The sequence below is a fragment of the Myxococcota bacterium genome (genome assembly GCA_041389495.1).
Lineage (GTDB): Bacteria > Myxococcota_A > UBA9160 > UBA9160 > UBA4427 > JAWKRT01.
On the sequence record JAWKRT010000001.1, the window covers coordinates 1700280 to 1723958 of the forward strand.

Sequence of the window (23679 nt, forward strand, 5' to 3'; positions counted from 1 at the left end):
CGCTGCCCGGCCCCGCAGCCGGCAGGCGCCGTGCGCGAGGTCAGCCGGCCGTCTGCTGCCGTCTCTCGGTCCGGACCGCGCGCGCGCGGCGCACGGGCTCGACGCGCGTCGCGGCGCCGTCCGCGCCCGGCGCGCGCGCGCACCGTCCGCCGTCGTCGAACGCCGCGAGCTCCTTCGCGAGCTGCGCGACTTCGAACACCCACTCCTGGCCCGACAGGGCCTCGTACGCGTGTGCGCCCTCGATCACGAGCAGCACGTCGCCCGTCGCGACGATCACGAGCTCTTCGAGCGGGCGCTCGATCGCGGGAAGGCGTTGCGCGAGCGCCTCGAGGCAGCGTCGGATGCGCTGCACGGAGACGCCCGCGTCGATCAGCCGCTTGGTCGCCTTCACTGCGATGAGATCGCTGAATCCGTAGCGGTGGTGTCCGCCCGGCGTGCGCGCCGACGGCACGACGAGGCCCGTCTTCGCCCAGTACTGGAGCTGGCGCCGCGTGACGCCGAGTGCGCCGACGACTTCCTGCGTCCGGTAGTGCCGCGACCGGCCGGGCGCGCTCCGTCGCGCTCGCCCGTCGGCCGGCTCGGGCGCGTCGCTCCCGGCGGACACGCCGGACCCGCTCGCGCCGCTCGCGCGCAGACCAATGCCCATCGGAACCCCCCGCCGTCCGGCGACCGGCGCGCTCGGACGGTCGGCAGTTTACGAGAAAGCGAGCCGAAAACACAAAGAAAATGTTGCGTTCGAGGGACTGCGACGCGCAATCTCGGAGGCTCACCGGTGGACCGGTCGGGGTTCGTCCGGGTGCGATCGACGAGCGACGACCGACCCGGGGGCCGCGCGCGATGGCGCAGCGACGGAGCAAGGGGTCGGGCGGCGACGAGGCGGGCGGCGAGCGCATCTTCGTCGAGGACCGCAACGGCCGCCGCCCGTTCATGCGCGGGATCATGGTCCACGCGCTGATGGCGCGCGGCGTCGGCTTCGACAAGGCCTACGAGACGGCCGATCGCGTGCGCTCGAAGCTGCGCGGCCGCACCGTCGTCGCGCGCGACGAGCTGACGCGCATGGTGGGCGAGCTGCTCGGCGAGGGCGAGCTGCGCGACCACCAGCCGCCGCTCCCCGACCCCTTCGAGATCGACGTCGGCAGCGGGAAGAACGCACTGCCGTTCTCGAAGGGCGTGCTCGCGCAGTCGCTGCTCGCGGCATCGATCGACCCGACCGCGGCGTTCGAGACCGCGCGCGACATCGAGGCCGAGCTGCGGCGCCGCGGCGCGACGCGCGTCTCGCGCGGCGGCCTGCGCAAGCTCGCGCACCAGGCGCTGCTCGATCGCTTCGGCGATCGCACGGCCGATCGCTACATGGTCTGGCGCCAGCACCAGGAGCCGCGCAAGCCCGTCATCATCCTGCTCGGCGGCACGACCGGCGTGGGCAAGACGTCGATCGCGCTCGAGGTCGCGCTGCGGCTCGGCATCCGGCGCGTGCTGTCGACGGACTCGATCCGCCAGGTGATGCGCATCGTGCTCCCGCGCGAGCTCGCGCCCGCGCTGCACGCCTCCTCCTTCGACGCGCACCGCGCGCTCAAGCTCGAGGGCGCGCCCGGGACGCGCGTCGTCGACGGCTTCCTGCAGCAGGCGACGGCCGTGACGGTCGGCGTGCGCGCCATCCTCGACCGCGCCGTCGAGGAGAACACGAGCGTCGTGATCGACGGCGTGTCGCTCGTGCCGGGCCTGCTCGACATGTCCACCTATCGCGAGGCGGCGTTCGTGATCCCGCTCGTCGTCGCGCGGCTCGACGAGGCGTCGTTCCGCGGCCACTTCCGGCAGCGCGGGGTCGACGCGACGCGGCGCGGGACGCGGCGCTACCTCGAGAACCTCGACGCCATCCTGCAGATCCAGGAGCACATGCTCGAGGCGGCCGACGCGAACGACGTGCCGATCGTCGACAACCTCTCGGTCGAGAGCTCGGTCCTGCTCGTCATGCGACACGTCGTCGAGACGCTGCGCGAACGGGAGTCCACGGAGACGCCGGAGCTGCCCTACGCTAAGCGCTCGTAGTCGCGGAGACCGCCCCCCAACCCGAACCGCGAGGCCCGCGTCATGTCCACCGCTCCCCCCAGCGCGCGCACGCTCGGCGAGCTGCGCGCGCACGGCCACGCGCCGCGCACGCTCCGCCAGGAGATCCACGCGAACCTCGTCGCGCGCCTGCGCGAGGGCGCGCCGCTCTTCCCCGGCGTGAAGGGCTACGAGGACACCGTCGTGCCGGCGGTCGAGAACGCGCTGCTGTGCGGGCACGACGTGATCTTCCTCGGCGAGCGCGGGCAGGCGAAGACGCGCATGATCCGCGCCTTCGCGTCGCTGCTCGACGAGTGGCTGCCCGTCGTCGCCGGCAGCGAGATCCACGACGACCCGTTCGCCCCGATCTCCGCGTTCGCGCGCGAGCGCGTCGCCGAGCGCGGCGACGACACCGAGATCGCGTGGATCGGGCGCGACGCCCGCTACACCGAGAAGCTCGCGACGCCCGACGTCTCGATCGCCGACCTGATCGGCGACGTCGACCCGATCAAGGTCGCCGAGGGGCGCCACCTGTCCGACGAGCTCACGATCCACTTCGGCCTGCTGCCGCGCAGCCACCGCGGGATCTTCTGCATCAACGAGCTGCCCGACCTGACGGAGAAGGTGCAGGTCGGGCTCTTCAACGTGATGGAGGAGCGCGACGTCCAGGTGAAGGGCTACCGCGTGCGCCTGCCGCTCGACGTGCTCGTGGTCGCGAGCGCGAACCCCGAGGACTACACGAGCCGCGGTCGCATCATCACGCCCCTCAAGGATCGCTATGCGGCGCAGATCCGCACGCACTACCCGCGCACGCGCGACGTCGAGCTCGAGGTCGTCAGGCAGGAGGCCGAGCTGCCCGCGGCCGAGGGCGTCGCGCTCGCGATCCCGTCCTTCCTCGAGGACGTCGTCGCGCAGCTCACGTTCGAGGCGCGGCTGTCGCCGGACGTGTCGCAGACGTCGGGCGTCTCGGTGCGCATGACGATCGCGAACTACGAGACGCTCGCGGCCGCCGCGCTGCGCCGCGCGCTGCGGCTCGGCGAGGACCGCGCGGTCGCGCGCGTCTCGGACCTCGCCGCGCTGCTCGCGTCGTCGACGGGCAAGCTCGAGCTCGAGTACGCGGGCGCGGAGCAGACGGAGACGGAGGTCGTCGAGGGGCTCCTGCGGCGCGCGACGCGCGTCGTCTTCGACGAGCGCATGGGCCAGGTGGAGGGGCTCGCGGCCGTCGTCGATGCGTTCCAGGAGGGCTGGCAGGTCGAGGTCGGCGCGGCGATGCCGTCGGCCGACTACCTCGAGGGCATCGACCAGATCCCGGGCCTGCGCGACGCCGCGGCGGCGCTCGCCGGCTCGACCGGCGACGCGGCCATGGCGTCGGCGATCGAGTTCGTGCTCGAGGGGCTGCACCTGCGCAACCAGCTGAACAAGGCCGAGGGCGCGAGCGCCGTCCGCTACCAGCGCCGATGAGGACGTGGCGGTACAGCCGCTGGGACGGCACGCAGGAGTCGTTCGCACTCGACGCGAAGCGCGCGCTCGACGCGATGACCGACCTCATGATGGAAGGGCTCGACGCGCAGGAGGCGCTCGCGTGGATGCGCGAGCACGGCTTCGAGCTCGGCGGCGCGAACTTCCGCGTGATGGGCCTGCAGGAGCTGCGGCGCGAGCTTCGCCAGCAGCTCGAGTCGCTCTTCGATCGCTGGCGGCTCGACGAGGCGACGCGCTCGCTCGAGGAGCGGCTCGACGACGTGCTCGAGCGCGAGGAGCGCGCGCAGCGCGAGCGCCACGGCTACGAGTCGAGCGCGATGAACGAATTCCTCGAGCGCCGCCACGGCGAGAGCGAGCGCCTCTCCGAGCGCATCGAGCGGATGCGCGACCACGACTTCGCGGACGACGAGGCGGGCGCCGACTTCCGCGAGCTGCTCGACGAGCTCGACCGGCTGCGCGCGCTCGAGGAGTTCGCGCAGCAGCAGGGGCCGCGGTTCCGCGGCGACCGCGCGGCCGACTACGACGAGGCGCAGGAGATCCGCCAGCAGGTCGAGCGCCTGCAGCAGATGCTCGAGCAGCTCGCGAACGGCGACCTCGCGTCCGTCTCGCCCGAGGAGCTCGCCGAGATGCTCGGCGACCCGGCCGCGCAGTCGTTCGTGCTGCTGCGCGACCTCGAGGGCTCGATGCGCGACGCCGGCTATCTCCGCGGCGAGGATCCGCGGCTCACGCCGCGCGCCATCCGCCGCATCGGCGCGCAGGCGCTCGCCGACGTCTACGGCGCGCTCCGCAAGGGGCGCCCCGGCACGCACGAGACCGTCGCGCGCGGCGTCGCGCTGCCGCGGCCCGACGAGACGCGCCCGTGGGCCTTCGGCGACCCGTTCGACCTCGACATCGTCGGGACCGTGATGAACGGCGTGAAGCGCCGCGCCGCGCAGGGCGCGGCGCCCGGTGCGCGCGTCGCGCTCTCGCCCGACGACTTCCAGATCCACGAGATGGACTGGACGACGCAGTCGACCACCGTGCTGCTGCTCGACCTCTCCTGGTCGATGTCGTGGGCCGGCCGCTTCCCGGCCGCGAAGCGCGTGGCGCTCGCGATGGACCAGCTCGTGCGCACGCGCTACCCGCGCGACCACTTCTTCGTGGTCGGCTTCTCGACGCAGGCGCGCGAGATCGCGATCCGCGACCTGCCCGAGGTGAGCTGGGACATGGGCGACCCGTTCACCAACCTGCAGCACGGGCTCGAGATCGCCGAGCGCTTGATCGGCCAGCACCCGAGCCCGTCGCCGCAGATCATCGTCGTCACCGACGGGCAGCCGACGGCGTATCGCGAGTCGGCGACGGGCGAGCTGCGCGTCGAGTGGCCGATGGGCATGGGCGGCGTGTCGCCGCACGCGGTCGCGGAGACGCTCAAGACGGTGAAGCGCGTGACGCGGCGCGGCTCCACGATCAACACGTTCATGCTCGACGACGCGCCCGAGCTCGTCGGCTTCGTCGAGCGCATGACGCAGATCAACCGCGGCCGCGCCTTCTTCTCGAGCCCGCAGCAGCTCGGCTCGTTCCTGATGGTCGACTACATCGCGCGGCGCAAGCTGCGACGGGGCGCCTGACGTGGCCGGCGCGCGCGACGTCCGCGCCTTCGTGCGGCGGCTCGGCGGCAACGCCGCGACCGGCGTGCGGCGGCTCGCCGAGCGCGCCGTCGTCGGCCGGCGCACGGATCGCGACACGCTGTGGCTGCTCGTGCGGCTGCGCGGCGACGCGACGGAGCTGCGCCCGTCGCGCTTCTCGTGGTCGAGCGAGCCGCGCCTGCCGGCGCTCGTCGACCTGCTCCGCGCGCTCGAAGCGGCGCGCGACGACGCGCGCGTGCGCGGCCTCGTGCTGCGCTTCGAGGGCGGCCCGGCGACGCTCGTGCAGGCCGCCGCACTGCGGCGCGCGGTCGTCGCGCTGCGCGAGGCGGGCAAGGCCGTGTGGGCGTGGAGCGAGGCGTACGACGCGCTCGAGCTGTGGGTCGCCTCGGCGTGCGAGCGCGTCGACGTCGCGCCGACGGGCTCCGTGCACCTGCTCGGCTTCCGCACGGCGCAGGTCTTCGCGCGCCCGCTCCTCGAACGGGTCGGCGTGCGCGCCGACGTCGTGCGCATCGGCACGCACAAGGCCGCCGCCGAGCCGCTCACGCGCGCCGCGATGTCGCCCGAGCAGCGCGAGCAGCTCGAGGCCTGGCAGCGCGACGCCTTCGACCGGCTCGTCGACGACGTCGCGCGCGGTCGCTCGCTCGCGCCCGACGCCGTGCGCGCCGCGATCGACGAAGGGCCGTTCGCGGCGCGCGACGCCGCGGAGCGCGGGCTCGTCGACGACGTCCGCTACCCGGACGAGGTCGAAGCCGCGCTCGCCGCCGCGACGCCGAACGCGCGGCGCGGCGCGGCCGCGCGCGCGGAGGGCGAGGACGCGCCGCTCGCGCCGCTCGTCGACGTCGCCGCCTACGCCGCGCTCTGCGGCGGCGACGGCGGCTGGCACCCGCTCTTGCGCGGCCTCCCGCGCGTCGCCTACGTCGTCGCGAGCGGCACCGTCTGGCGCGGGCGCGGGGCGGGCGGCGTCGCGAGCCAGCGGTACGGCGAGCTCCTCGCGCAGCTGCGCCGCGCGGACGAGGTGCGCGCCGTCGTGCTGCGCATCGAGAGCGGCGGCGGCGACGCCGTCGCGTCCGATCTCCTGTGTCGCGCGGTCGAGCGGCTCGCCGCGCGCAAGCCGGTCGTCGCGTCGTTCGCGGGCGTCGCGGCCTCGGGCGGCTACTACCTCGCGGCCTCCGCGAGCGCGATCGTCGCCGAGGCGCAGACGCTCACGGGCTCGATCGGCGTCGTCGGAGGCAAGCTCGATCTCTCGGGGCTCTACGAGCGGCTCGGCGTGCGTGTCGACGCGGTCGAGAGCGGCGCGCGCGCGGGCCTCCTGTCGCCGACGCGCGGCTTCACGCCCGCCGAGCGCGGCGCGCTCCAGCGCGAGATGCGCGTGCTCTACGACGCCTTCCTCGAGCGCGTCGCGCGCGGGCGCTCGCTCGAGCGCGCGGCGGTCGAGCGCGTCGCGCAGGGGCGCGTGATGAGCGGCGCGCACGCGCGCGAGCACGGTCTCGTCGATGCGATCGGCGGGCCGCTCGAGGCGCTCGCCATGGCGTGCGAGCGCGCCGGGCTCGCGCGCGGAGAGCGCTATGCGCTCGACGTGCTGCCCCGCGGCCCGGGCTTCGGCGCGTGGCCGTGGCTGCGGGGCTTCGGCGGATCGCGCGCGGAGCCGGGCCTCCTGTCCGAGCTCGGACGGAGCTTCGGCTTCGGGGAGCGGGCCCGGCTCGACTGATGGCGCGCAAGCTCAAGTACGACATGCCGGGGCCGGACTGGCGCCGGAGCATCGACGAGGTGCGCGAGCGCGGATGGGAGGGCGTGTTCGCGCCCGAGCTCGCGCCGCCGCTGCGGCTCGTCGTGGAGATCGGCTTCGGCCGCGGCGAGTTCCTGGTCGCGCAGGCGGCCGCGCGCCCGGACGTCGCGTTCGTGGGCGTCGAGCTGTCGTTCAAGCGCGTGCTGAAGCTCGCGCGGCGCATGGCGCGCGGCGAGCTGCGCAACGCGCGCCTCGTGCTCGGCCGCGGCGAGACCGTCGTCGACGAGCTGCTCGCGCCGGCGAGCGTCGACGAGTTCTGGATCAACTTCCCCGATCCGTGGCCCAAGAAGCGACACGCGAAGAACCGGCTCGTGCAGCCGCCGCTCGTCCACGCGCTCGCGACGCGCCTCGTGCCCGGTGGGGTGCTGCACGCGGCGACCGACGACCCGGCCTACGCCGAGCAGATGGACGAGGTGTTCGCGGGCGAGCCGCTGCTCGAGAACGCGAACGCGCCGCTGCGCTGGCGGCCCGAGGTGCCCGGGCGCATGCACACGGCCTACGAGGAGCAATGGCGCGCCGAGGGTCGACCGTTACATTTCTTCGCCTACCGGCGTCGCGCCTAGCCTGCGCGGCGCGCGACGGCGGTTCCCCGATGGCCGGCCTCCCGAACCTGAAGAGCCTCGCTCCCGCGGCCCTGCGCGCCTGTCTGCGCGACGAGGGAGAGGCGGCCTTCCGCGCCGAGCAGCTGCTCGAGTGGCTCTACGCGAAGGGCGTCGAGGACCCGCGCGCGATGTCGAACCTGCCGGCCGCGCTGCGCGAGCGGCTCGCCGCCGGCTATGCGACGCGCGCGCTCGAGACCGAGGCGGTGCAGCTCTCGCGCGACGGCACGCGCAAGCTCGCGCTGCGCGCGGCCGACGGCGCGGTGATCGAGACGGTCGTGATCCCGGAGGCGCGGCGCACGACGCTCTGCGTGTCGACGCAGGTCGGCTGCTCGCTCGCGTGCTCGTTCTGCGCGACGGGCGCGCTCGGCCTGGCGCGCAACCTCACGACGGCCGAGATCGTCGACCAGGTCTGTCGCGCGCGCGAGGCGGCCGGCGACGACGCGCCGATCACGAACGTCGTGTTCATGGGCATGGGCGAGCCGTTGCTCAACCTCGCGAACGTGCGGAGCGCGATCGAGCTGCTCGTGCACCCGAAGGCCTTCGCGATGGCGCCGCGCCGCATCACGGTCTCGACCGCCGGGCTCGTGCCGCGCATCCACGACCTGCTCGCGATCGCGCCCATCCACCTCGCGGTGTCGCTGCACGCGACGACCGACGAGGTGCGCGACGAGCTCGTCCCGCTCAACCGCCGCTTCCCGCTCGACGCGCTGCTCGGCGCGCTGCGCGAGGAGCCGCTCGTGAACCGGCGCCGGCCCGTCTTCTTCGAGTACACGCTGATGGCGGGCGTGAACGACTCGATCGCCGACGCGCGCCGGCTGCCGAAGCTGCTCCGGGGAATCCCCGCGAAGGTGAACGTGATTCCGATGAACCCGCACGCCGACGCGCCGTACGGGCCGCCGGCGGACGAGGTCGTCGATCGCTTCACCGCCGAGGTGCACGCCGGCGGATTGCGAGTCACGCTGCGCCGCGACCGAGGCCGGGACATCGACGCCGCGTGCGGGCAGCTCGCCGCGCGCGGGCGCGGCGGCGCATCGCCGGCGCGGGCGGCGGCGGGCTAGCGCGCCGCTCGCAGGTGCGGGGCGACGACCGAGGGCGTCAGGGAGATGCGTCCGAGGCGCGGGTCGGGGCGTCAAGCCCGCGTCGTTCGCGGCCGATGCGCCTGCCCACGCGCCGTGTCGGCGCGCCTCCGGGCCGGCCGCAGCGCGCCGCGGCGCGGTCGGGGGCCGGGCGAGCAACGCGAGGGGAGGGGCGAGCGAGCGCATGCTCTACGCGGTCGGCGACATCCACGGCGAGCGCGAGAAGCTCGACGAGCTGCTCGCCGCGCTGCCGCTCGAGCCGGGCGACCGCCTCGTCTTCCTCGGCGACTACATCGACCGCGGCCCCGACTCGTGCGCGGTCGTCGATCGCCTCGTGGCGTTCTCGAAGCAGTGGCCGTGCACGTTCCTGCTCGGCAACCACGAGTCGATGTTCCTCGACTTCCTCGGCTGGACGGACGACCGCTACTTCGGCGGCGACGCCTTCCTCATGAACGGCGGCGACCGCACGCTCGCGAGCTACGGCTACTTCGATCGCGAGCGACCCGACCGCGAGAGCTTCGAGCTCCCGAAGGCGCACGAGGACTTCCTGCTCGCGCTCGTCTCCCACCACCGCGACGGCGACTACGTGTTCGTGCACGCCGGGCTCGGCGCCGACCAGCTGCGCCTCGACGACGCCACCTACGCGCTGCGCAAGACGCGGCCCGAGGATCTCTTGTGGAACCGCACGAGCTGCGACCTGCCGCACCGGCTCGGCGCCACGATCGTCTACGGGCACACGCCGGCCGAGGACTTCGGCGTGCGCTGGAACCTGCCCTACAGCATCGGGATCGACACGGGCGCCGTGTACGGCGGGCCGCTCACGGCGATCCGCCTCCCCGACGAGACCGTCTTCCAGGTCTAGAGAGCGCGCGCTTCAGGACGCGAGCGACGCGAGCGTCTCCACCGGGACGACGCGCGTCGTCACCTCCGGAAGGCCCGTCCGGCTGCGCCAGCGCAGCGAGAGCAGCAGCCGGCGGTGCCCCGCCATGTCCATCCAGTTCGCGCGGAGCGCGGGCGGCAGCGCGTCGATCGCGGGAACGCGGTGCGCGACGACGATGCGCACGCGTCCGTCGCCTGCGCGCACGAGCTCGCGGTTGTTGCGGACGACCGGGTGATGGCGCCAGTCGGGCGTCTCGCCCCAGAGGTTCTGCAGCACGAAGCTCCAGTACGCGGGCTCGTCCCGGGGCGCGAGCTCGAGGACGAGCGCCTGCGACGCGTCGAGCTCGACGATGCCGTTGCGGTAGCGCACGCCGCTCGGCGTCTGCACGCTGCCGTCGTCGGGCATCTCGATCATCGTGTTGGGCGCGGTGCGGATGCCTTCGAAGCCGCTCCAGAACGCGAGGCTCCCGTCGACGAACGCGGCGGTCGCGAGCATCCCGCGCGCGAGCGTCGCGAGGTCGAGCGGCGCCGGCGGCTCGGCCACGTCGAGCCGCTCGATCGTCGGCATCGGGTGCGCGACGCGCAGCGCGCGGTCCCAGAAGTAGGTGCGGACGAGCAGCGAGTTCGCGTCGGGCTCCGTCTGCAGATGGCCTGCGCCTCCGGGCTCCGGTCCGAGGGTGACGTCGAACGCGCCGTCGTCGGCGACGCGCAGCGTGCCCTCGTCGCGCGAGGCGACGAGTCGTCGCCCGCCGCCGCCCTTCGCCCCGCTCTGGAACGTGCCCGCGTAGACGCCGATCTCGACGCCCGCCGCTCCCGCGACCGTGCCGCGCACGCGGTACGTCCCGCGCCCGTCGACCGCGGCGACGCGATAGGTCTGGTCGGGGTTGTCGCCGAGATACTTCCGCGTCGCCGTCTGCAGCTCGTAGAAGCTCGGGTGGCGCGGGTCGGCGTGCTCGACGAAGCGGTCGAGGCCGAGCGCGACGAGGCGCGCCAGGCAGCGCACGCCCTCGACCTGGGTCACCGGGTCGCCGGCGGAGAGCGTCGGGTCGAGGCGCCCGACGAGCGGGCGGAGCGCGTCGCAGAAGCGCGCCCAGAGCGCGTCCGCATCGGCGGGCATCGCCGCGGCCGCGCCCGCGACCGGCGGCCCGTCCGCGGCCGGGCCCGGTGCGGCACCGGGCGGCGAGGCCGCCCCGGGCGCGGCCGCGGCCCGGGGCGCGACGCCCGCGAGCGCCATGGCCGCACCCGTCGCGAGCACGTCCCGTCGCGTGAGACTCCGATCCGATCGCGTCGCCATCGCCCCCTCCCGTCCGCGGACGCGGACGCACACGCCCGCACGCAGGTCGCGCAGCGTGACAGACGCCGGGGACGCGGGGAAGCCGCGGGATCGCGGCCGGGCGAGCGCCCGGTGCCGCGCCTCAGCTCGGCTGGTGGCGGCGGACGACGGGCAGCGTGAGCTTCGCGCCCGCGGAGAGGCTCTCGACCTCGAGGTCGGGGTTGTACTGCTGCAGCAGCCAGAGCGGGACGTTCGAGCGCTGTGCGAGCACCCAGACGGAGTCGCCGCGGCGCACGACGTGCTCGCGCGTTCCCGTGATCTCGTACCGCTCGAAGTACTCGGTCTGCAGCGCGCGGTGGTGCTGCAGACGGCGCCGCTCGAACTCGTCGCGCGCGACGCGCTCGAAGTCGAGCCGCAGGCGCTGGTGCACGGCGATCGGCGTCCCGAAGCGGAGCCGGTTCAGCTGGCGCAGCCGGCTCGCGCGGACGTCGAGCCACTCGGCGATGTGTCCCAGGGTCTCGGTCGGCTGCACCTCGATCGTGCCGTCGTCGGCGACCGAGTAGTCGGCGGGGTCGGCGAGCAGGTCGCGCGCGAGCTCCGTCGTCGTCTCGTCCGCCGCGAGCTCGGTGGCGGGCTCGTCCGCCGCATCGTCGGCGGCGCCCTCGTCGGCGCTCGCGGTCGCGCCTGCGTTCGCGCTCGCGTCCGCGCCGTCGCTCGAGCCGTCGCCGTCGCCGTCGCTCGCGCCCGCGTCGTCGGCGGCGAGCGCCTCGCTCGGCGAGCCGCTCGCGGGTGAGGCGTCCCGCGCCGCATCGCGCTCGGACGGGGCCGCGTCCGGCCCGGGCGCGACGTCGACCGCCGCGACCTCGGCGAGCGCGATCGCCGCCGCCGACGGCGCGTTCGCGGCGGCGGGCTCCTCGCGCTCGATCGGCGCGGTGGCGGCGGCCAGCGTGATCGCCGACGGCGGCGCTGCGGGCTCGGGCGCGTCGGCGCCCACGCGCAGCGACTGGCCGGGGTAGATGCGGTTGCGGTCGCGCACGTCGTTCGCGGCGAGCAGCTCGCGCTCGGTCGTGCCGAAGCGCCGCGCGATCGAGGCGAGCGTGTCGCCGCGCCGGACCGTGTAGACGCCCTCGGGCGGCGGGGCGGCGGGGGCGCTCGCCTTCGCGGACCGCGAGGGCTTCGCCTTCGCGGCGGGCTTCGCGCTCGCGAGCACGACGCCGCCGCCGTGCGGGAGGCGCAGCACCTGGCCGACGCGGATCGTGTGGTGGCTGCGGAGCTTGTTGGCGGCCGCGAGCTCGCGCACCGACGTCCCGTAGCGCGCGGCGATGCCGGAGAGCGTGTCGCCGCGGCGGACGCGGTGCGTGCGGTCGGCGGTCTGCGCCGCGAAGCGCTGGTCGGCGGCGAGATCGTCGAGGGCGAGCGCGAGCGGGCGCGCGAGCTCGGCCGACGGCACGCGCAGCGCGAAGCCGCGCGGCACGAACTTCTGTCCGCTCCACACCAGGCGCGAGAGCGCGGGGTTCGCGGCGCGCAGCGTCTCGACCGGCACGCCGATCGCGCTCGCGAGCGAGCTCGCCTTCGCATAGAAGGGAAGCTCGATGCGGTCGTACGCGACCGGCGCGTCGCGGCGGATCGGCCCGAAGTAGCGCTCTGCGTTCGTCTCGACCTCGCGCGCGGCGAGGAACTCGACGTAGAAGTTGCGCGAGGCGAAGCCGAAGGTGCGGCTCCGGTACTTGCGCAGGATCGTCTCGATGTCGGTGGTGCCGACGGTGCGCGCCGCGCGCCGCATGCCGGCGGCACCGTGGTTGTAGGCGACGAGCGCCAGCGGCCACGTTCCCGTCACCTGCTTGTTGGCCGCGAGCAGCTTCGCCGCGGCGCGCGTCGACTCGAACGGGTCGAGGCGTTCGTCGACGACGTGGTCGACGCTCATGTAGCGCCGCCCCGTCGAGCGCATGAACTGCCACAGGCCGGCCGCTCCGACGTGCGACTGCGCGTCGTGGCGGAACGACGACTCGACGTGGGGGAGCGACGCGAGCTCGGTCGGCAGCCCCATCTCGCGGAACGTGCCCTCGATGTGGTCGTGCCACGCCCCCGAGCGCACGATGCCGGCGCGGAACTTGTCCGCCTGGCCGAGCTGGAAGCGCACGTTGCGCGCGGCCTCGGCGAGCGTGCGGTTCGAGACGCCGTCGGGGAACTGCGCCAGCACGTGTCGTTCCCGCCGCGAGAGACCGCTGCGCTTGCCCTTCGCGAGCGCGCGCAGGGCGGCGGCGATCTCCTTCTTCGCCGAGTCCGTCTGCTGCTCGCGCGCGCGCGGGCTCTGGCGATCGCCGAACCGCACGACGTCGTACACGACGCCGAGGTCGGTCGCGTCGTGGATCAGTCCGCCCTGCGTGTCGACCTCCGAGTAGATCCGCACCCAGAAGCGGACGTCGGGCTCGAGGCCGGCAGGGCGCGGAAACGGCTCCGCCCCCGCGGCGGGCGCGAGCGCGGAGGCGAAGAGGAGGGCGAGGGCGAGGGAGCGGAGCGGCGGATGGTGCATCGGGGTCCGATTCGGCAGCTCGCCGGCAGGATGTGAGGGGTGGGCGCGCCTACCGGCGGCCCTTGCGGCGCGCGGCGCGCTGCTGCTTGCGCTTCTTCTTCTTGGCGTCCGTGTCGGCGCGCCGGCGCACGCCGCCCGGGCCCGCGGCGCCGAACGCGCCGAGGCCGCCGGGCCCGCCGCCGAGCAGGGCGCTCGGGTCCATGCCGCCGGCCGGGGCCAGGCGGTCGAGCCCGGGGATGCGCGAGAGCAGGCCGCCCGCACCGCCGAGGTTCGACATGACGTCGCGCATCTGGTGGAAGCGCTTCACCAGGTCGCTCACGTCCTTCTGCTTGTGGCCGCTGCCGCGCGCGATGCGTGCGGTGCGGCTCTTGTCGATCAGGTCGGGCGCGGTGCGCTCCTGGCGGGTCATCGACTGGATCATCGACTCGACCTTGCGGAGCTGCCCTTCCTCGACCTGGTCGGCCATCTGGTTGAAGAAGGGCATCTTCGCGAACACCTCGCGCAGCGGGCCCATCTTCTGGATCGTCTTGAGCTGCGTGAGCAGGTCGTCGAGCGTGAACTGGCCCTGGAGGATGCGCTCGGCGTCCTCCTCGGCCTGCTTCTCGTCGACGACGGACTCGAAGTCCTGGACGAGACCGACGATGTCGCCCATGCCGAGGATGCGCGACGCGAGGCCCTCGGGCCGGAACTCCTCGAGCCGGTCGACGGACTCGCCCGTGCCGATGAACTTGATCGGGACGCCGGTCACGGCCTTCACGGCGAGCGCCGCGCCGCCGCGCGCGTCGCCGTCGAGCTTCGTCATCACGATGCCGTCGAGCGCGAGGCGTTCGCCGAACGCGCGCGCGACGTTCACCGCGTCGCGCCCCATGAGCGCGTCGCACACGAGCAGCGTGTTCGCGGGCTCGACGGCGGCGACGATCTCCTCGAGCTCGCGCATCAGGTCGTCGTCGATCGCGAGCCGGCCGGCCGTGTCGTAGACGATCGCGTCGAAGCCCTCGCGCTTCGCGCGCTCGCGCGCGGCCCTGCAGATCGACGGCGGGAGCTCGCCCTCGCCGCCGCGGTGGACGGCGACGTCGATCTGCGCGCCGAGCGTCACGAGCTGGTCGACGGCCGCGGGGCGGTACACGTCGGCCGCGACGAGCAGCGGCCGCTTGCCCTGCGACTGGAGCCGCCGCGCGACCTTGGCCGCGCACGTCGTCTTGCCCACGCCCTGGAGGCCGACGAGCATCACCGACGTCGCCCCGCGCTGGAAGCGCAGCTTCGGGTCGACCGGCCCCATCAGGGCCGCGAGCTCCTGCTCGCAGATCGCGACGAAGTGCTGGCCCGGCGTCACCTTGAGCGCGCGACCCTGCGCGTCGCGCGCGCGCGTCGACACCTTCTCGCCGAGCGCGCGCTCCTTGACCTTCGCGAGGAAGTCCTTCGCGACCTGGAAATCGACGTCCGCTTCGAGCAGCGACGCGCGCACGTCGCGCAGCGCCTCGGAGATGTTCTCCTCGTCGAGCGCGCGCACGCCGCGCAGCCGTTCGGTCGCGTTCTTGAAGCCCTGGGTGACGGTCTCGAGCACGATCCCCTCCGCGAGCGGCGCGCAGTCTAGCGCGGGGTCGCGCGCGCTCCCGCGCACCCTGCGGCGCGCTTGCTCGCGCATCGCGCCGCGTGCATGATGACGCCCCTTCCCGCACCCGCGGCGCGCGCGGCGCGCCCGAAGAGGAGCCGCATGGCGATCGAGGTCGAGGCGCAGATCACGGGCAGCGTGTGGAAGATCGAGACGCAGGTCGGCGCCCGCGTCGAGGAGGAGGACGTCCTCCTCGTCGTCGAATCCATGAAGATGGAGATTCCGGTCGAGGCGCCGGGGGCCGGCGTCGTCGCCGAGATCCGCGTCGCCGAGGGGCAGGCGATCGAGGAAGGCGACGTGCTCGTCGTCCTCGACGACGCCTAGCCGTCGCCATCCCGCCATGGCCCACGGTCTCGTCTCCGAGCGCGGACGGCCGCGGCCCCGTCTCCTCACCGGCGCCAAGCGCGACGAGGCCGTCGCGCGCCTCGCGCGGTCGGCGCGCCGCAATCTGATGCTGCTCGACGTCGTCGCCTCGATCGGCCGCGCCGCGTCGCCGTACGAAGTGCCCGCCCAGGCGGTCGGTGCGTTCGACGGCGACGAGCTGTGCGGCGTCGTGGCGCTGCGCCCGAGCCTCGTGCTCGAAGCGGAGCTCGACGAGGGCGCGCTCGACGCGGTGCTGCCCTACGTCGAGACGATCGAGTCCGGGCTCGTGAAGAGCGAGGCGTCGGGCGTCGAGCTCCTGTGGCGGCGGCTCGCGCGGCGCGGCAAGTCGGCGGTCATCGACCGCCGCGAGCACGCGCTCGCGGTCGAGCGCGGCGCGCTGCGGCCCGCGCCCGCTCCGCTCGGCGCGCTGCTGCGCCGCGCCGCGCCGCGCGACCTCGAGGCGCTCGTGCACGCAGCGCGCGCGAGCCTGCGCGAGGAAGGGCGGCCCGACCCGTTCGACGGCGACCCGACGGGCTTCCGGCGCTGGGTGCGCGGCCGTCTCGAGCGCGCGCGCGTCGTCGAGCGCGACGGCCGCGTCGCATTCGTCGGCTACGCGGACGTCCGGCGGCCCGAGGGCTGGCTCGTGCAGGGCGTCTACACGTGGCCCGAGGCGCGCCGCACGGGCCTCGCGGCGGCGGGCATGAGCGCGATCGTCGAGGAGGGCTTCGAGGCCGGCGCCGGCCACGTGCAGCTCGCCGTCGTCGACGGCAACGCGCCCGCGATGTCGCTCTACGCCAAGCTCGGCTTCCGCCCGTTCGACACCCTGCGAACCATCCTGTTCGCGTAGCGGCGCATTCCGTAGGATGGGCCGCGCGCACGGTCCGCCGCGGCCGCGACGCGCACCACGGAGGATCGGACGCATGGGCCTGCTCGACGGGAAGGTGGCGATCGTGACGGGAGCGGGAGGCGGGCTCGGGCGCGAGCACGCGCTCGCGCTGGCGAAGGAGGGCGCGGCCGTCCTCGTGAACGACCTCGGCGGCTCGCGCGACGGCACGGGCGCCGGCCACAACATGGCCGACCACGTCGTCGCCGAGATCCGCGAGGCCGGCGGCGAGGCGGCGGCGAACTACGACACGGTCGCGACCGTCGAGGGCGGCAAGGCGATCGCGCAGGCGGCCGTCGACGCGTTCGGGCAGATCGACGTGCTCGTGAACAACGCGGGCATCCTGCGCGACAAGTCGTTCAAGAACACGACCGAGGACCTGTGGGACCCCGTCGTGCAGGTGCACCTCAAGGGCACGTACTGCGTCACGCACGCCGTCTACACGCACATGCTCGAGCGCGGGCAGGGCGGCGTGATCGTCAACACCTCGTCCACGTCGGGCCTGAACGGCAACTTCGGCCAGTGCAACTACGGCGCGGCGAAGGCGGGCATCGCCGGCTTCACGCGCTGCCTCGCGATCGAGGGCAAGAAGTACGGCGTGCGCGCGTTCATCCTCGCGCCGGTCGCGTTCACGCGGCTCACCGAGGACCTCATGAGCGGCGACATGCAGGGCTCGCTCGATCCGAAGCTGGTCTCGCCGCTGATCGTGTACCTCGCGAGCGACCTGTCGAAGGACCGCACCGGCACGACCTTCTTCGCGGGCGGCGGCCGCATCGCCGAGATGCGGATGGTCACGGCCGAGGGCGTGACCAAGAAGGACGGCGGGGGCCTGTGGACGGCGCAGGAGATCGCCGACGCCATGCAGCCGGGGAAGATCCTGCTGTCGGACTAGCGCGCGGGCGGTGCGGTACCTTCGCGCGCCGATGAGCTCTCCGACGACCCGAGCCCCGAGCGGGCGTCCCGATCGGCGCGCGCTCGCCGACGTGCTGTCGGCGATGGCGCCGCGCTTCAACCTCGCCTTCCGCTGGTTCGCGCGCCGCTTCTTCGGCCACTTCGGGCTCGACGACGAGACGGTCCAGCGCCTGCGCGCGCTCGAGGACCGCGGCTCGGTCGTCTACGTGATGCGGTACTCGAGCCGCCTCGACTACTTCCTGTTCAACACGCTCTTCGTGCGCCACGGGCTGCGGCTGTCGCGCTTCGCGAACGGCATCCACTTCTACTACTACCACCCGCTGCGCGACGCGCTGCGCACGTTCCTGTTCCGGAGGCGCGGGCTCCCGCGCGAGGTGCGGCACGCGGAGCGGCGCGAGCGCGTGCAGGCGCTCGTGCGCGCGGGCGAGTCGATGTTCCTGTTCCTGCGGACGGAGCGGCTGCGGCGCCTGCTGCGCGGGCGCCGCGCGCTCGCCGAGGCGCGCGAGCTCGACCTGATCGAGGTGGCGGCGGCGGAGTCGATCGAGTCCGGGCGCCCGGTCTTCTTCGTTCCCCTCGCGCTCTTCTGGCGCAAGGGGCCGCGCGCGGAGAGCCGCTTCCTGAACCTGTCGTACGGCGCCGTCACGCGCCCGAGCGACCTCGCGAAGGTGACGTCCTTCTTCTCGACGTACCGCGACCTCGCCGTGAAGACGGGCGAGCCGATCGACCTGCTCGAGTTCGTGCGCGAGCGCCCGGGCGACGACCTGCGCCTGCTCGCGCGCAAGGTGCGGCGCTCGATGCTCGTCTACTTCTCCGCGGAGGAGAAGGTCGTCGAGGGGCCGACGCTGCGCTCGCCTTCGCGCGTGCTGCAGGAGGTGCTCGCGGACGCGGGCGTGCGGCGCGCGGTCGACGCCTACGCGAAGGAGCGCGGCGTCTCGATCGAGCGCGCCGAGCGCGACGCCGAGCGCCGCTTCCGCGAGATCGCGGCGAACATGAACTCGACGCTGCTCGCCGTGCTCGGCGCCGTCGTCGGGTGGATCTTCCGGCGCATGTTCTCGTCGATCGAGACGACCGGACTCGAGGCGGTCAAGGAGCACGCGAAGCGCCAGGCCCTCGTGCTCGTGCCGAACCACCGCTCGTACTTCGACTTCCTGATCCTGTCGTGGCTCTTCTACCAGAACTTCCTCGTGCCGCCCCACATCGTCGCGCGCGAGAACATGTCCTTCGGGCCGTTCGGCTTCGTGTTCCGGCGCGCGGGTGCGTTCTTCATGCGGCGCCGCTTCGACGACGAGCTCTACAAGGAGGTGTTCCGCGCCTACGTCTCCTACCTCGTGCGCGAGGGCTTCACGCAGGAGTTCTTCATCGAGGGGGGGCGGTCGCGCACGGGCAAGAGCCTGGCGCCGCGCTTCGGCATCCTGTCGTGGGACGTCGAGGGCTTCCTCCAGAGCCGGCGCCGCGACCTGCTCTTCGTGCCGATCGGCATCACGTACGAACGGCTCGTCGAGGAGGGCTCGATGGTCGACGAGCTCGAGGGCGGCGAGAAGAAGGACGAGAGCATGCTCGGGCTCGTGCGCGCCCGGCGCTTCCTGCGCAGTCGCTTCGGCAGCGTGCACATCCACTTCGACGAGCCGATCTCGCTGGCGCGGGCGCTCGGCGCGCGGCGCGACTCCTTCGCGCGCGACGGCGGCGAAGCGGTCGAGGCCGAGAAGCGGCGCTTCATCCAGTCGCTCGGCTATCGCATCGTCGAGCGCATCAACTGGTCGCTGTTCGCGAACGCGACGTCGGTGGCGGCGAGCGTCCTGCTCGGGCATCCGCACCGCGGCATGCGCCGCGCGGAGTTCGTGCGGCGCATGCAGTGGACGGTCGACCTGCTGCGCGCGCTCGACGTGCGCATGACGCAGGCGCTCGCGCGCGACGAGGGTGGGTTCGTCGAGTCGCTCGCGTTCCTGTCGGGTGCCTCGCTCGTGCACGTCGAGTCGGACCCGCGCGGCGAGATCGTCTACTTCGACGAGTCGCGCCGGCGCGCGCTCGACATCTACCGCAACGCGATCGCGCACTACCTCGCGGCGCCGAGCTTCGTCGCGCGCGCGCTGCTCGGCGAGTGCTCGCGCAAGCAGCTCGACGAGGACGTCGAGCGCGCGCAGCTCGTCTTCGAGCACGAGTTCTTCGCCGCGCGCATCGACGCGCGACGCGGCGACGTCGCGATCGTGCTCGCGCACTTCGAGCGCTGCGGCTTCGCCGAGGAGCGCGACGGGCTGTGGCGCGCCACGGAGGCGGGCGAGCCGTTCCTGCGCTCGCTCGCCGAGCAGACGCGCGGCCTCGTCGAGGTCTACGCGGCGGTCTGCGACGTGGCGATCGAGCAGGGCGGCGCGCTCTCGCGGCGCGAGCTCGCGAAGCTCGCGAGCGCGCGTGTCGAGCGCGCGCGCCTGCTCGGCGAGGCCGAACGCGCCGAGGCGCTCAACCCGACCACGCTCGCGAACGCGCTCGACTGGCTCGTGCGCAGCGAGGTGCTCGCGCGCGCCGACGGCGGCGGAAGCGGAGCCGACCTCGTGCGCGGCGAGCGCTTCGAGGAGCTCGCGAGCCTGCGCGACCGGTTGGCAGCGGAGCTGGCCGAGCGGTAGCCTGCGCGCCCCCATGACGACCGCCCTCCCCGAAGACCCGGCCTCGCTGCTCGACTTCCGCAAGGGCGACGGGCTCGTCGCCGCGATCGCGCAGGATCACGCGACCGGCGAGATCCTGATGCTCGCGTGGATGAACGAGGACGCGTTCCGCCGCACGCTCGAGACGGGGCAGGCCGTCTACTGGACGCGCTCGCGCCGCAAGCTCTGGCACAAGGGCGAGGAGAGCGGGAACGTGCAGCTCGTGAAGGAGCTCTACGTCGACTGCGACGCCGACGCGGTGCTGCTGCGGGTCGAGCAGGTGGGCGGCGCGGCCTGCCACACGGGCAAGCGCAGCTGCTTCTTCCGCAAGGTCGCCGACGGCCGCGTGACCGACGTCGGCGTGCAGGTCTTCGATCCGGACGAGGTGTACGGGAAATGAGCGAGCGCGCGACGACGCTGCAGCTCGGGCTTCCGAAGGGCAGCCTGCAGGAGACCACGCAGTCGCTGTTCGCGAAGGCGGGCTTCGACCTGCGCATCTCCTCGCGTTCCTACTATCCGACGATCGACGACGACGAGATCTCCTGCATCCTGATGCGCCCGCAGGAGATGGCGCGCTACGTCGCGCAGGGCGTCATCGACTGCGGCATCACCGGCCTCGACTGGGTGCTCGAGACGGGTGCGGACGTCGCGGAGCTCGCCGACCTGCGCGCGCCGTGGCCGAACTACGGGCCCGTCCGCTGGGTGCTCGCGGTGAAGGAGGGCTCGCCCTTCGAGAAGGTCGAGGACCTCGCCGGCAAGCGGATCGCCGCCGAGGCGGTCGGCATGACGCAGCGCTACCTCGCCGGGAAGGGCATCACCGCGAACGTCGAGTTCTCGTGGGGCGCGACGGAAGTGAAGCCGCCGCTCCTCGCCGACGCGATCGTCGACGTCTCGGAGACGGGCTCGTCGCTGCGCGCGAACGACCTCGTCGTGCTCGACGTCGTGCTCGAGAGCACGCCGCGCTTCATCGCCAACAAGCAGGCGCTCGCCGACCCGTGGAAGCGCGACAAGATGGAGCGGCTGCTGCTGCTGCTGCGCGGCGCGATCGCCGCGGCGACGCGCGTCTGCCTCGCGATGAACGTGCCGCGCACGCGGCTCGACGCCGTGCTCGGCATCCTCCCGTCGCTCGGGACGCCCACGATCTCGACGCTCGCGGACGACGAGTGGGTCGACGTCACCGCCGTCGTCGAGGAGAAGACCGTGCGCGACCTGATCCCGCGCCTCAAGGACGCGGGCGCGCGCGGCATCATCGAGACCCCCCTCAACAAGCTGATCGACTGAGCGCGCCGTGCTCCGGCTCGCGGGCGCTCTCGGCGCGGCGGCGTGGAGCTGGGCGAAGCTCGGCTTCTGGGGCCTCGCCGTCGGCGAGAGCCGCCCGCTCGTGGTCGCGCAGGCGGTCGTGCTCGACCCCGCGCGCGGCGTGCTGCTCGCGCTGCGGCGCGACCTCCAGGGCTGGGAGCTTCCCGGCGGCACCGTCGAGCCCGGCGAGTCGCCCGAGCGCGCGCTCGCGCGCGAGCTGCGCGAGGAGCTCGGCATCGACGCCGCGGTCGGACGGCGCGTCGGGACGTGGGTGCGCACGGGCTACCGCCCGCACACCGCGCACGTCTTCGTGTGCGCGACCGCCGACGAGCCGTGCGCGCGCGGCCCGCTCGGCGACGAGACGCTCGACGCCGCGTGGTTCCCGGCCGACGCTCCGCCCGCGACGCTCTTCCCGTGGTACGCCGAGGCCTTCCTGCTCGCGACGAGCGGCGAGCTCCCGCCCGTCGAGCGCCGCGAGCGCAACGGCTGGCGCGAGATCGCGGCCGGCGCGCGCATCGACCTCGCGACGCGCGCCGAGCGGCTACGGTCTCGTTAGGCCGGCGGCCCGGCCCTCGAGCGCCCCGCGCACCTTCCGCAGCGTCGCCGCGGCGCGCGCGAGCTCGGCCGGCGTGGCGACGGGAGCGGCGGCCGCGAGCGTCGTCTGCTCCCTGTCCTGCATGCGCGCGATCGCGCGCGCGCCCTTCGGCGTGAGGCGCAGGAGCGGCGAGCGGCGGTGGGCGGGGTTCGCGTCGGTCGCGACGAGCCCCCGCTCGACGAGTGCGTTGGCGATCGCCTGGATGTGCTGGCGCGAGACGCGCCGCGCGCGCGCGACGTGGGGCACCGAAGTCGGGCCCGCGCGCGCGAGGAACTCCAGCACGGCGCGCATGGCGACGGTGACGCCCGAGCCGCGGTGCAGGCGCTCGGCGCGCTGCACGAGCGCGTTCCAGAGCAGGCGCACCTCGTCGATCAGCTCGTCGAGCGGGGCGGGGGCATCGTCGGCCATCGCCCGCAGGCTCGCGCTCCGGAGGCCGCCTGTCAACTTGACAACAGTGTTGTCAATATGCGATTCCTCGCGGCGCCGCGCGCGTCCCGTGCCCGCCGCGCCGCGCGCCCGAGGTGGCCCATGTCGGTCTCCGGTCCGCTCGACTCCTGGATCCTCGCGAACGCCGGCACCGCGCAGGAGGTCGCCTTCGGCGGCGCATTGCTCGCGCTGCTCGCGCTCGAGGCCTGGCGACCGCGCCGTCGCGCGCCGGCGCGGCGACGCCAGCGCTGGCCGGTCAACTTCGCGCTCACGGCGCTGAACGTCGTCGCGCTCGGCTTCGTGCCGGTGTCGTTCGTCGGTGCGGCGCTCTGGGCCCGCGCGCACGGCGTCGGCGTGCTGAACGCCGTGGCGCTCCCGCCCGCGCTCGCCGCACTCGCGACGCTGCTCGTGCGCGGTCTCCTCTCGACGATCACGCACCTGCTGCACCACCAGGTTCCGCTGCTGTGGCGCATCCATCGCGTGCACCACCTCGACGCCGAGCTCGACGTCTCCTCGACGGTCCGCTTCCACCCGCTCGAGATGCTCACCGGGCCGTTGCTCGGCCTGCCGTTCGTGCTCGCGGGCGGCCTCGAGCCGTGGGCGCTCGCGCTCTACGAGCTGCTCGACGTCGTCGTCACGCTCTTCTCGCACGCGAACCTGCGCCTGCCGCGCGGGCTCGAGCGCGCGCTGCGCGTCGTCGTCGTGACGCCCGAGCTCCACCGCATCCACCACTCGCGCTGGGCGCCGGAGACGGACAGCAACTACGGCGCGGTCTTCCCGATCTGGGACGTCGTGCTCGGCACCTACCGCGGCGAGCCGCGCGACGACCCGGCGACGATGGCGCTCGGGCTCGACGACGAGCCGGGCGCGGAGCGGCTCGGGCTCGTCGCGCTCCTGCTCGCTCCGCTGCGGCGCCGCGGCGCCCCGGCGCGCGCCGGCTCGGGGCGCGCCGCCGGAGCGGCGTCGTGAGCGCGCGCGACCGGCTGCGCCGCGCCGTCGTCGCGCAGTTCCACCGGCCGACGGGCGCGTTCGGCGCGCTCGCAGGCCTCGTGCTCGCGCGCCGGCCCTCGAATCGCGCGCGCAACGCGTGGGTCGTCGAGCGGCTCGCCATCCGCCCCGACGACCACGTGCTCGAGCTCGGGTTCGGGCCCGGGCTCGCGATCGCGGATGCCGCGCGCCGCGCGCAAAGGGGGAGGGTGGTCGGGCTCGACCACTCCGAGGCCATGCACCGCATGGCGTCGCGTCGCAATCGCGCGGCCGTGCGCGAGGGGCGCGTCGAGCTCGTCGCGGGCTCGTTCGCCGAGCTCGCGCGCGTCGCGGGCGCGTTCGACGCGATCTTCGCCGTCAACGCGGTGCAGTTCGACGACGACCCGGCCGCGCTCGTGCGCGCGCTCGCGGCGCGGCTCCGCCCGGGCGGGCGCCTCGCGATCGCGACGCAGTCGCGCAGGGCGGGAGCTTCGGATGCGGACTCGCTGCGCGCGGGCGAGGAGGCGGCGGCGTGGCTGCGCGCCGCGGGCCTCGCGCGCGTCCGCGTCGAGACGCTCCCGCTCACGCCCGCGTGTGCGGTGTGCGCGATCGGCGAGCGCGCGTCCGCGGGCGAGGCCGCGGCGGCACCCGCGGCGCCTGCCGGAGCCGCCACCGCGCGTTAGGCTCGGCC

The 23679-nt window shown here is 74.2% G+C and carries 21 protein-coding genes; 16 read left to right on the forward strand and 5 right to left on the reverse strand.

What is annotated here, in order from left to right:
- Positions 1-40: 40 nt before the first annotated feature.
- Entirely contained in the window at positions 41-604 is a 564-nt protein-coding gene (locus R3E88_07535) for a MerR family transcriptional regulator (GenBank protein MEZ4216313.1), read from the reverse strand.
- Positions 605-837: 233 nt separating this feature from the next.
- Here R3E88_07535 and R3E88_07540 point away from each other — a divergent pair, with 233 nt between their 5' ends.
- The 7 genes from R3E88_07540 (at position 838) to R3E88_07570 (ending at position 9473) form a co-directional block, all read left to right on the forward strand.
- Complete coding sequence (locus tag R3E88_07540) at positions 838-2046, forward strand: hypothetical protein (GenBank protein MEZ4216314.1); 1209 nt, start codon at positions 838-840, stop codon at positions 2044-2046.
- 42 nt (positions 2047-2088) lie between these two features.
- Positions 2089-3504 (forward strand): sigma 54-interacting transcriptional regulator, encoded by a 1416-nt coding sequence (locus tag R3E88_07545; GenBank protein MEZ4216315.1) that lies wholly within the window; start codon positions 2089-2091, stop codon positions 3502-3504.
- Positions 3501-5129: a hypothetical protein gene (locus R3E88_07550; GenBank protein ID MEZ4216316.1), complete on the forward strand. Its 1629-nt coding sequence runs from the start codon at positions 3501-3503 to the stop codon at positions 5127-5129. Before R3E88_07545 ends, R3E88_07550 begins: the two co-directional genes overlap by 4 nt.
- 1 nt (position 5130) lies before the next feature.
- Positions 5131-6855, forward strand: coding sequence for a signal peptide peptidase SppA (gene sppA / locus R3E88_07555; GenBank protein ID MEZ4216317.1), 1725 nt, complete (start codon positions 5131-5133; stop codon positions 6853-6855).
- Entirely contained in the window at positions 6855-7496 is a 642-nt protein-coding gene (gene trmB, locus R3E88_07560; GenBank protein ID MEZ4216318.1) for a tRNA (guanosine(46)-N7)-methyltransferase TrmB, read from the forward strand. Before sppA ends, trmB begins: the two co-directional genes overlap by 1 nt.
- A gap of 29 nt (positions 7497-7525) precedes the next feature.
- Positions 7526-8593, forward strand: coding sequence for a 23S rRNA (adenine(2503)-C(2))-methyltransferase RlmN (gene rlmN, locus R3E88_07565; protein MEZ4216319.1), 1068 nt, complete (start codon positions 7526-7528; stop codon positions 8591-8593).
- Positions 8594-8795: 202 nt separating this feature from the next.
- On the forward strand, positions 8796-9473 hold the full coding sequence (locus R3E88_07570; GenBank protein MEZ4216320.1) for a metallophosphoesterase family protein: 678 nt from the start codon (positions 8796-8798) through the stop codon (positions 9471-9473).
- Positions 9474-9485: 12 nt separating this feature from the next.
- On the opposite strand, the gene R3E88_07575 is transcribed toward R3E88_07570, so the two are convergent.
- The 3 genes from R3E88_07575 to ffh all read right to left on the reverse strand — a co-directional run bounded on the left by R3E88_07575 (position 9486) and on the right by ffh (position 14860).
- Entirely contained in the window at positions 9486-10784 is a 1299-nt protein-coding gene (locus tag R3E88_07575) for a DUF1214 domain-containing protein (protein ID MEZ4216321.1), read from the reverse strand.
- 121 nt (positions 10785-10905) lie between these two features.
- Entirely contained in the window at positions 10906-13296 is a 2391-nt protein-coding gene (locus R3E88_07580; protein MEZ4216322.1) for a LysM peptidoglycan-binding domain-containing protein, read from the reverse strand.
- 49 nt (positions 13297-13345) lie between these two features.
- Positions 13346-14860, reverse strand: coding sequence for a signal recognition particle protein (ffh, locus tag R3E88_07585; GenBank protein ID MEZ4216323.1), 1515 nt, complete (start codon positions 14858-14860; stop codon positions 13346-13348).
- 150 nt (positions 14861-15010) lie between these two features.
- Between ffh and R3E88_07590 the strand changes: the two genes are divergently transcribed.
- From R3E88_07590 to R3E88_07620, 7 genes are all read left to right on the forward strand, one after another.
- A complete protein-coding gene (locus tag R3E88_07590; protein ID MEZ4216324.1) occupies positions 15011-15232 on the forward strand; it encodes an acetyl-CoA carboxylase biotin carboxyl carrier protein subunit in 222 nt (73 codons plus the stop codon).
- A gap of 16 nt (positions 15233-15248) precedes the next feature.
- On the forward strand, positions 15249-16118 hold the full coding sequence (locus tag R3E88_07595) for a GNAT family N-acetyltransferase (protein ID MEZ4216325.1): 870 nt from the start codon (positions 15249-15251) through the stop codon (positions 16116-16118).
- A 73-nt stretch (positions 16119-16191) separates the two neighbouring features.
- The gene (locus tag R3E88_07600; protein MEZ4216326.1) at positions 16192-17046 is read left to right on the forward strand and encodes an SDR family NAD(P)-dependent oxidoreductase; all 855 of its coding nucleotides are present in this window, start codon (positions 16192-16194) and stop codon (positions 17044-17046) included.
- 31 nt (positions 17047-17077) lie between these two features.
- The gene (locus tag R3E88_07605; protein ID MEZ4216327.1) at positions 17078-19684 is read left to right on the forward strand and encodes a 1-acyl-sn-glycerol-3-phosphate acyltransferase; all 2607 of its coding nucleotides are present in this window, start codon (positions 17078-17080) and stop codon (positions 19682-19684) included.
- A 13-nt stretch (positions 19685-19697) separates the two neighbouring features.
- Positions 19698-20102: a phosphoribosyl-AMP cyclohydrolase gene (hisI, locus tag R3E88_07610; protein MEZ4216328.1), complete on the forward strand. Its 405-nt coding sequence runs from the start codon at positions 19698-19700 to the stop codon at positions 20100-20102.
- Complete coding sequence (gene hisG / locus R3E88_07615; protein ID MEZ4216329.1) at positions 20099-20983, forward strand: ATP phosphoribosyltransferase; 885 nt, start codon at positions 20099-20101, stop codon at positions 20981-20983. The genes hisI and hisG overlap by 4 nt, the downstream gene beginning before the upstream one ends.
- 7 nt (positions 20984-20990) lie before the next feature.
- Positions 20991-21557, forward strand: coding sequence for an NUDIX hydrolase (locus tag R3E88_07620; GenBank protein MEZ4216330.1), 567 nt, complete (start codon positions 20991-20993; stop codon positions 21555-21557).
- Here the strand turns inward: R3E88_07620 and R3E88_07625 are convergent.
- Complete coding sequence (locus R3E88_07625; protein MEZ4216331.1) at positions 21543-22004, reverse strand: MarR family transcriptional regulator; 462 nt, start codon at positions 22002-22004, stop codon at positions 21543-21545. The two genes, R3E88_07620 and R3E88_07625, sit on opposite strands and share 15 nt — an antisense overlap.
- A 120-nt stretch (positions 22005-22124) precedes the next feature.
- Between R3E88_07625 and R3E88_07630 the strand changes: the two genes are divergently transcribed.
- Positions 22125-22991 (forward strand): sterol desaturase family protein, encoded by an 867-nt coding sequence (locus tag R3E88_07630; protein ID MEZ4216332.1) that lies wholly within the window; start codon positions 22125-22127, stop codon positions 22989-22991.
- Entirely contained in the window at positions 22988-23671 is a 684-nt protein-coding gene (locus R3E88_07635) for a class I SAM-dependent methyltransferase (protein ID MEZ4216333.1), read from the forward strand. The genes R3E88_07630 and R3E88_07635 overlap by 4 nt, the downstream gene beginning before the upstream one ends.
- The last annotated feature ends 8 nt before the right edge of the window (positions 23672-23679 follow it).

Excerpts from the sequence above, each read along its gene's own strand:
- R3E88_07570 (MEZ4216320.1), top strand. The coding sequence starts at position 8,796 with ATGCTCTACGCGGTCGGCGACATCCACGGCGAGCGCGAGAAGCTCGAC.
- R3E88_07550 (MEZ4216316.1), top strand. The coding sequence starts at position 3,501 with ATGAGGACGTGGCGGTACAGCCGCTGGGACGGCACGCAGGAGTCGTTC.
- trmB (MEZ4216318.1), top strand. The coding sequence starts at position 6,855 with ATGGCGCGCAAGCTCAAGTACGACATGCCGGGGCCGGACTGGCGCCGG.
- R3E88_07600 (MEZ4216326.1), top strand. The coding sequence starts at position 16,192 with ATGGGCCTGCTCGACGGGAAGGTGGCGATCGTGACGGGAGCGGGAGGC.
- R3E88_07575 (MEZ4216321.1), bottom strand. The coding sequence starts at position 10,784 with ATGGCGACGCGATCGGATCGGAGTCTCACGCGACGGGACGTGCTCGCG.
- R3E88_07540 (MEZ4216314.1), top strand. The coding sequence starts at position 838 with ATGGCGCAGCGACGGAGCAAGGGGTCGGGCGGCGACGAGGCGGGCGGC.
- R3E88_07595 (MEZ4216325.1), top strand. The coding sequence starts at position 15,249 with ATGGCCCACGGTCTCGTCTCCGAGCGCGGACGGCCGCGGCCCCGTCTC.
- rlmN (MEZ4216319.1), top strand. The coding sequence starts at position 7,526 with ATGGCCGGCCTCCCGAACCTGAAGAGCCTCGCTCCCGCGGCCCTGCGC.
- hisG (MEZ4216329.1), top strand. The coding sequence starts at position 20,099 with ATGAGCGAGCGCGCGACGACGCTGCAGCTCGGGCTTCCGAAGGGCAGC.
- R3E88_07590 (MEZ4216324.1), top strand. The coding sequence starts at position 15,011 with ATGGCGATCGAGGTCGAGGCGCAGATCACGGGCAGCGTGTGGAAGATC.
- R3E88_07580 (MEZ4216322.1), bottom strand. The coding sequence starts at position 13,296 with ATGCACCATCCGCCGCTCCGCTCCCTCGCCCTCGCCCTCCTCTTCGCC.
- R3E88_07605 (MEZ4216327.1), top strand. The coding sequence starts at position 17,078 with ATGAGCTCTCCGACGACCCGAGCCCCGAGCGGGCGTCCCGATCGGCGC.
- R3E88_07545 (MEZ4216315.1), top strand. The coding sequence starts at position 2,089 with ATGTCCACCGCTCCCCCCAGCGCGCGCACGCTCGGCGAGCTGCGCGCG.
- R3E88_07625 (MEZ4216331.1), bottom strand. The coding sequence starts at position 22,004 with ATGGCCGACGATGCCCCCGCCCCGCTCGACGAGCTGATCGACGAGGTG.
- hisI (MEZ4216328.1), top strand. The coding sequence starts at position 19,698 with ATGACGACCGCCCTCCCCGAAGACCCGGCCTCGCTGCTCGACTTCCGC.
- R3E88_07630 (MEZ4216332.1), top strand. The coding sequence starts at position 22,125 with ATGTCGGTCTCCGGTCCGCTCGACTCCTGGATCCTCGCGAACGCCGGC.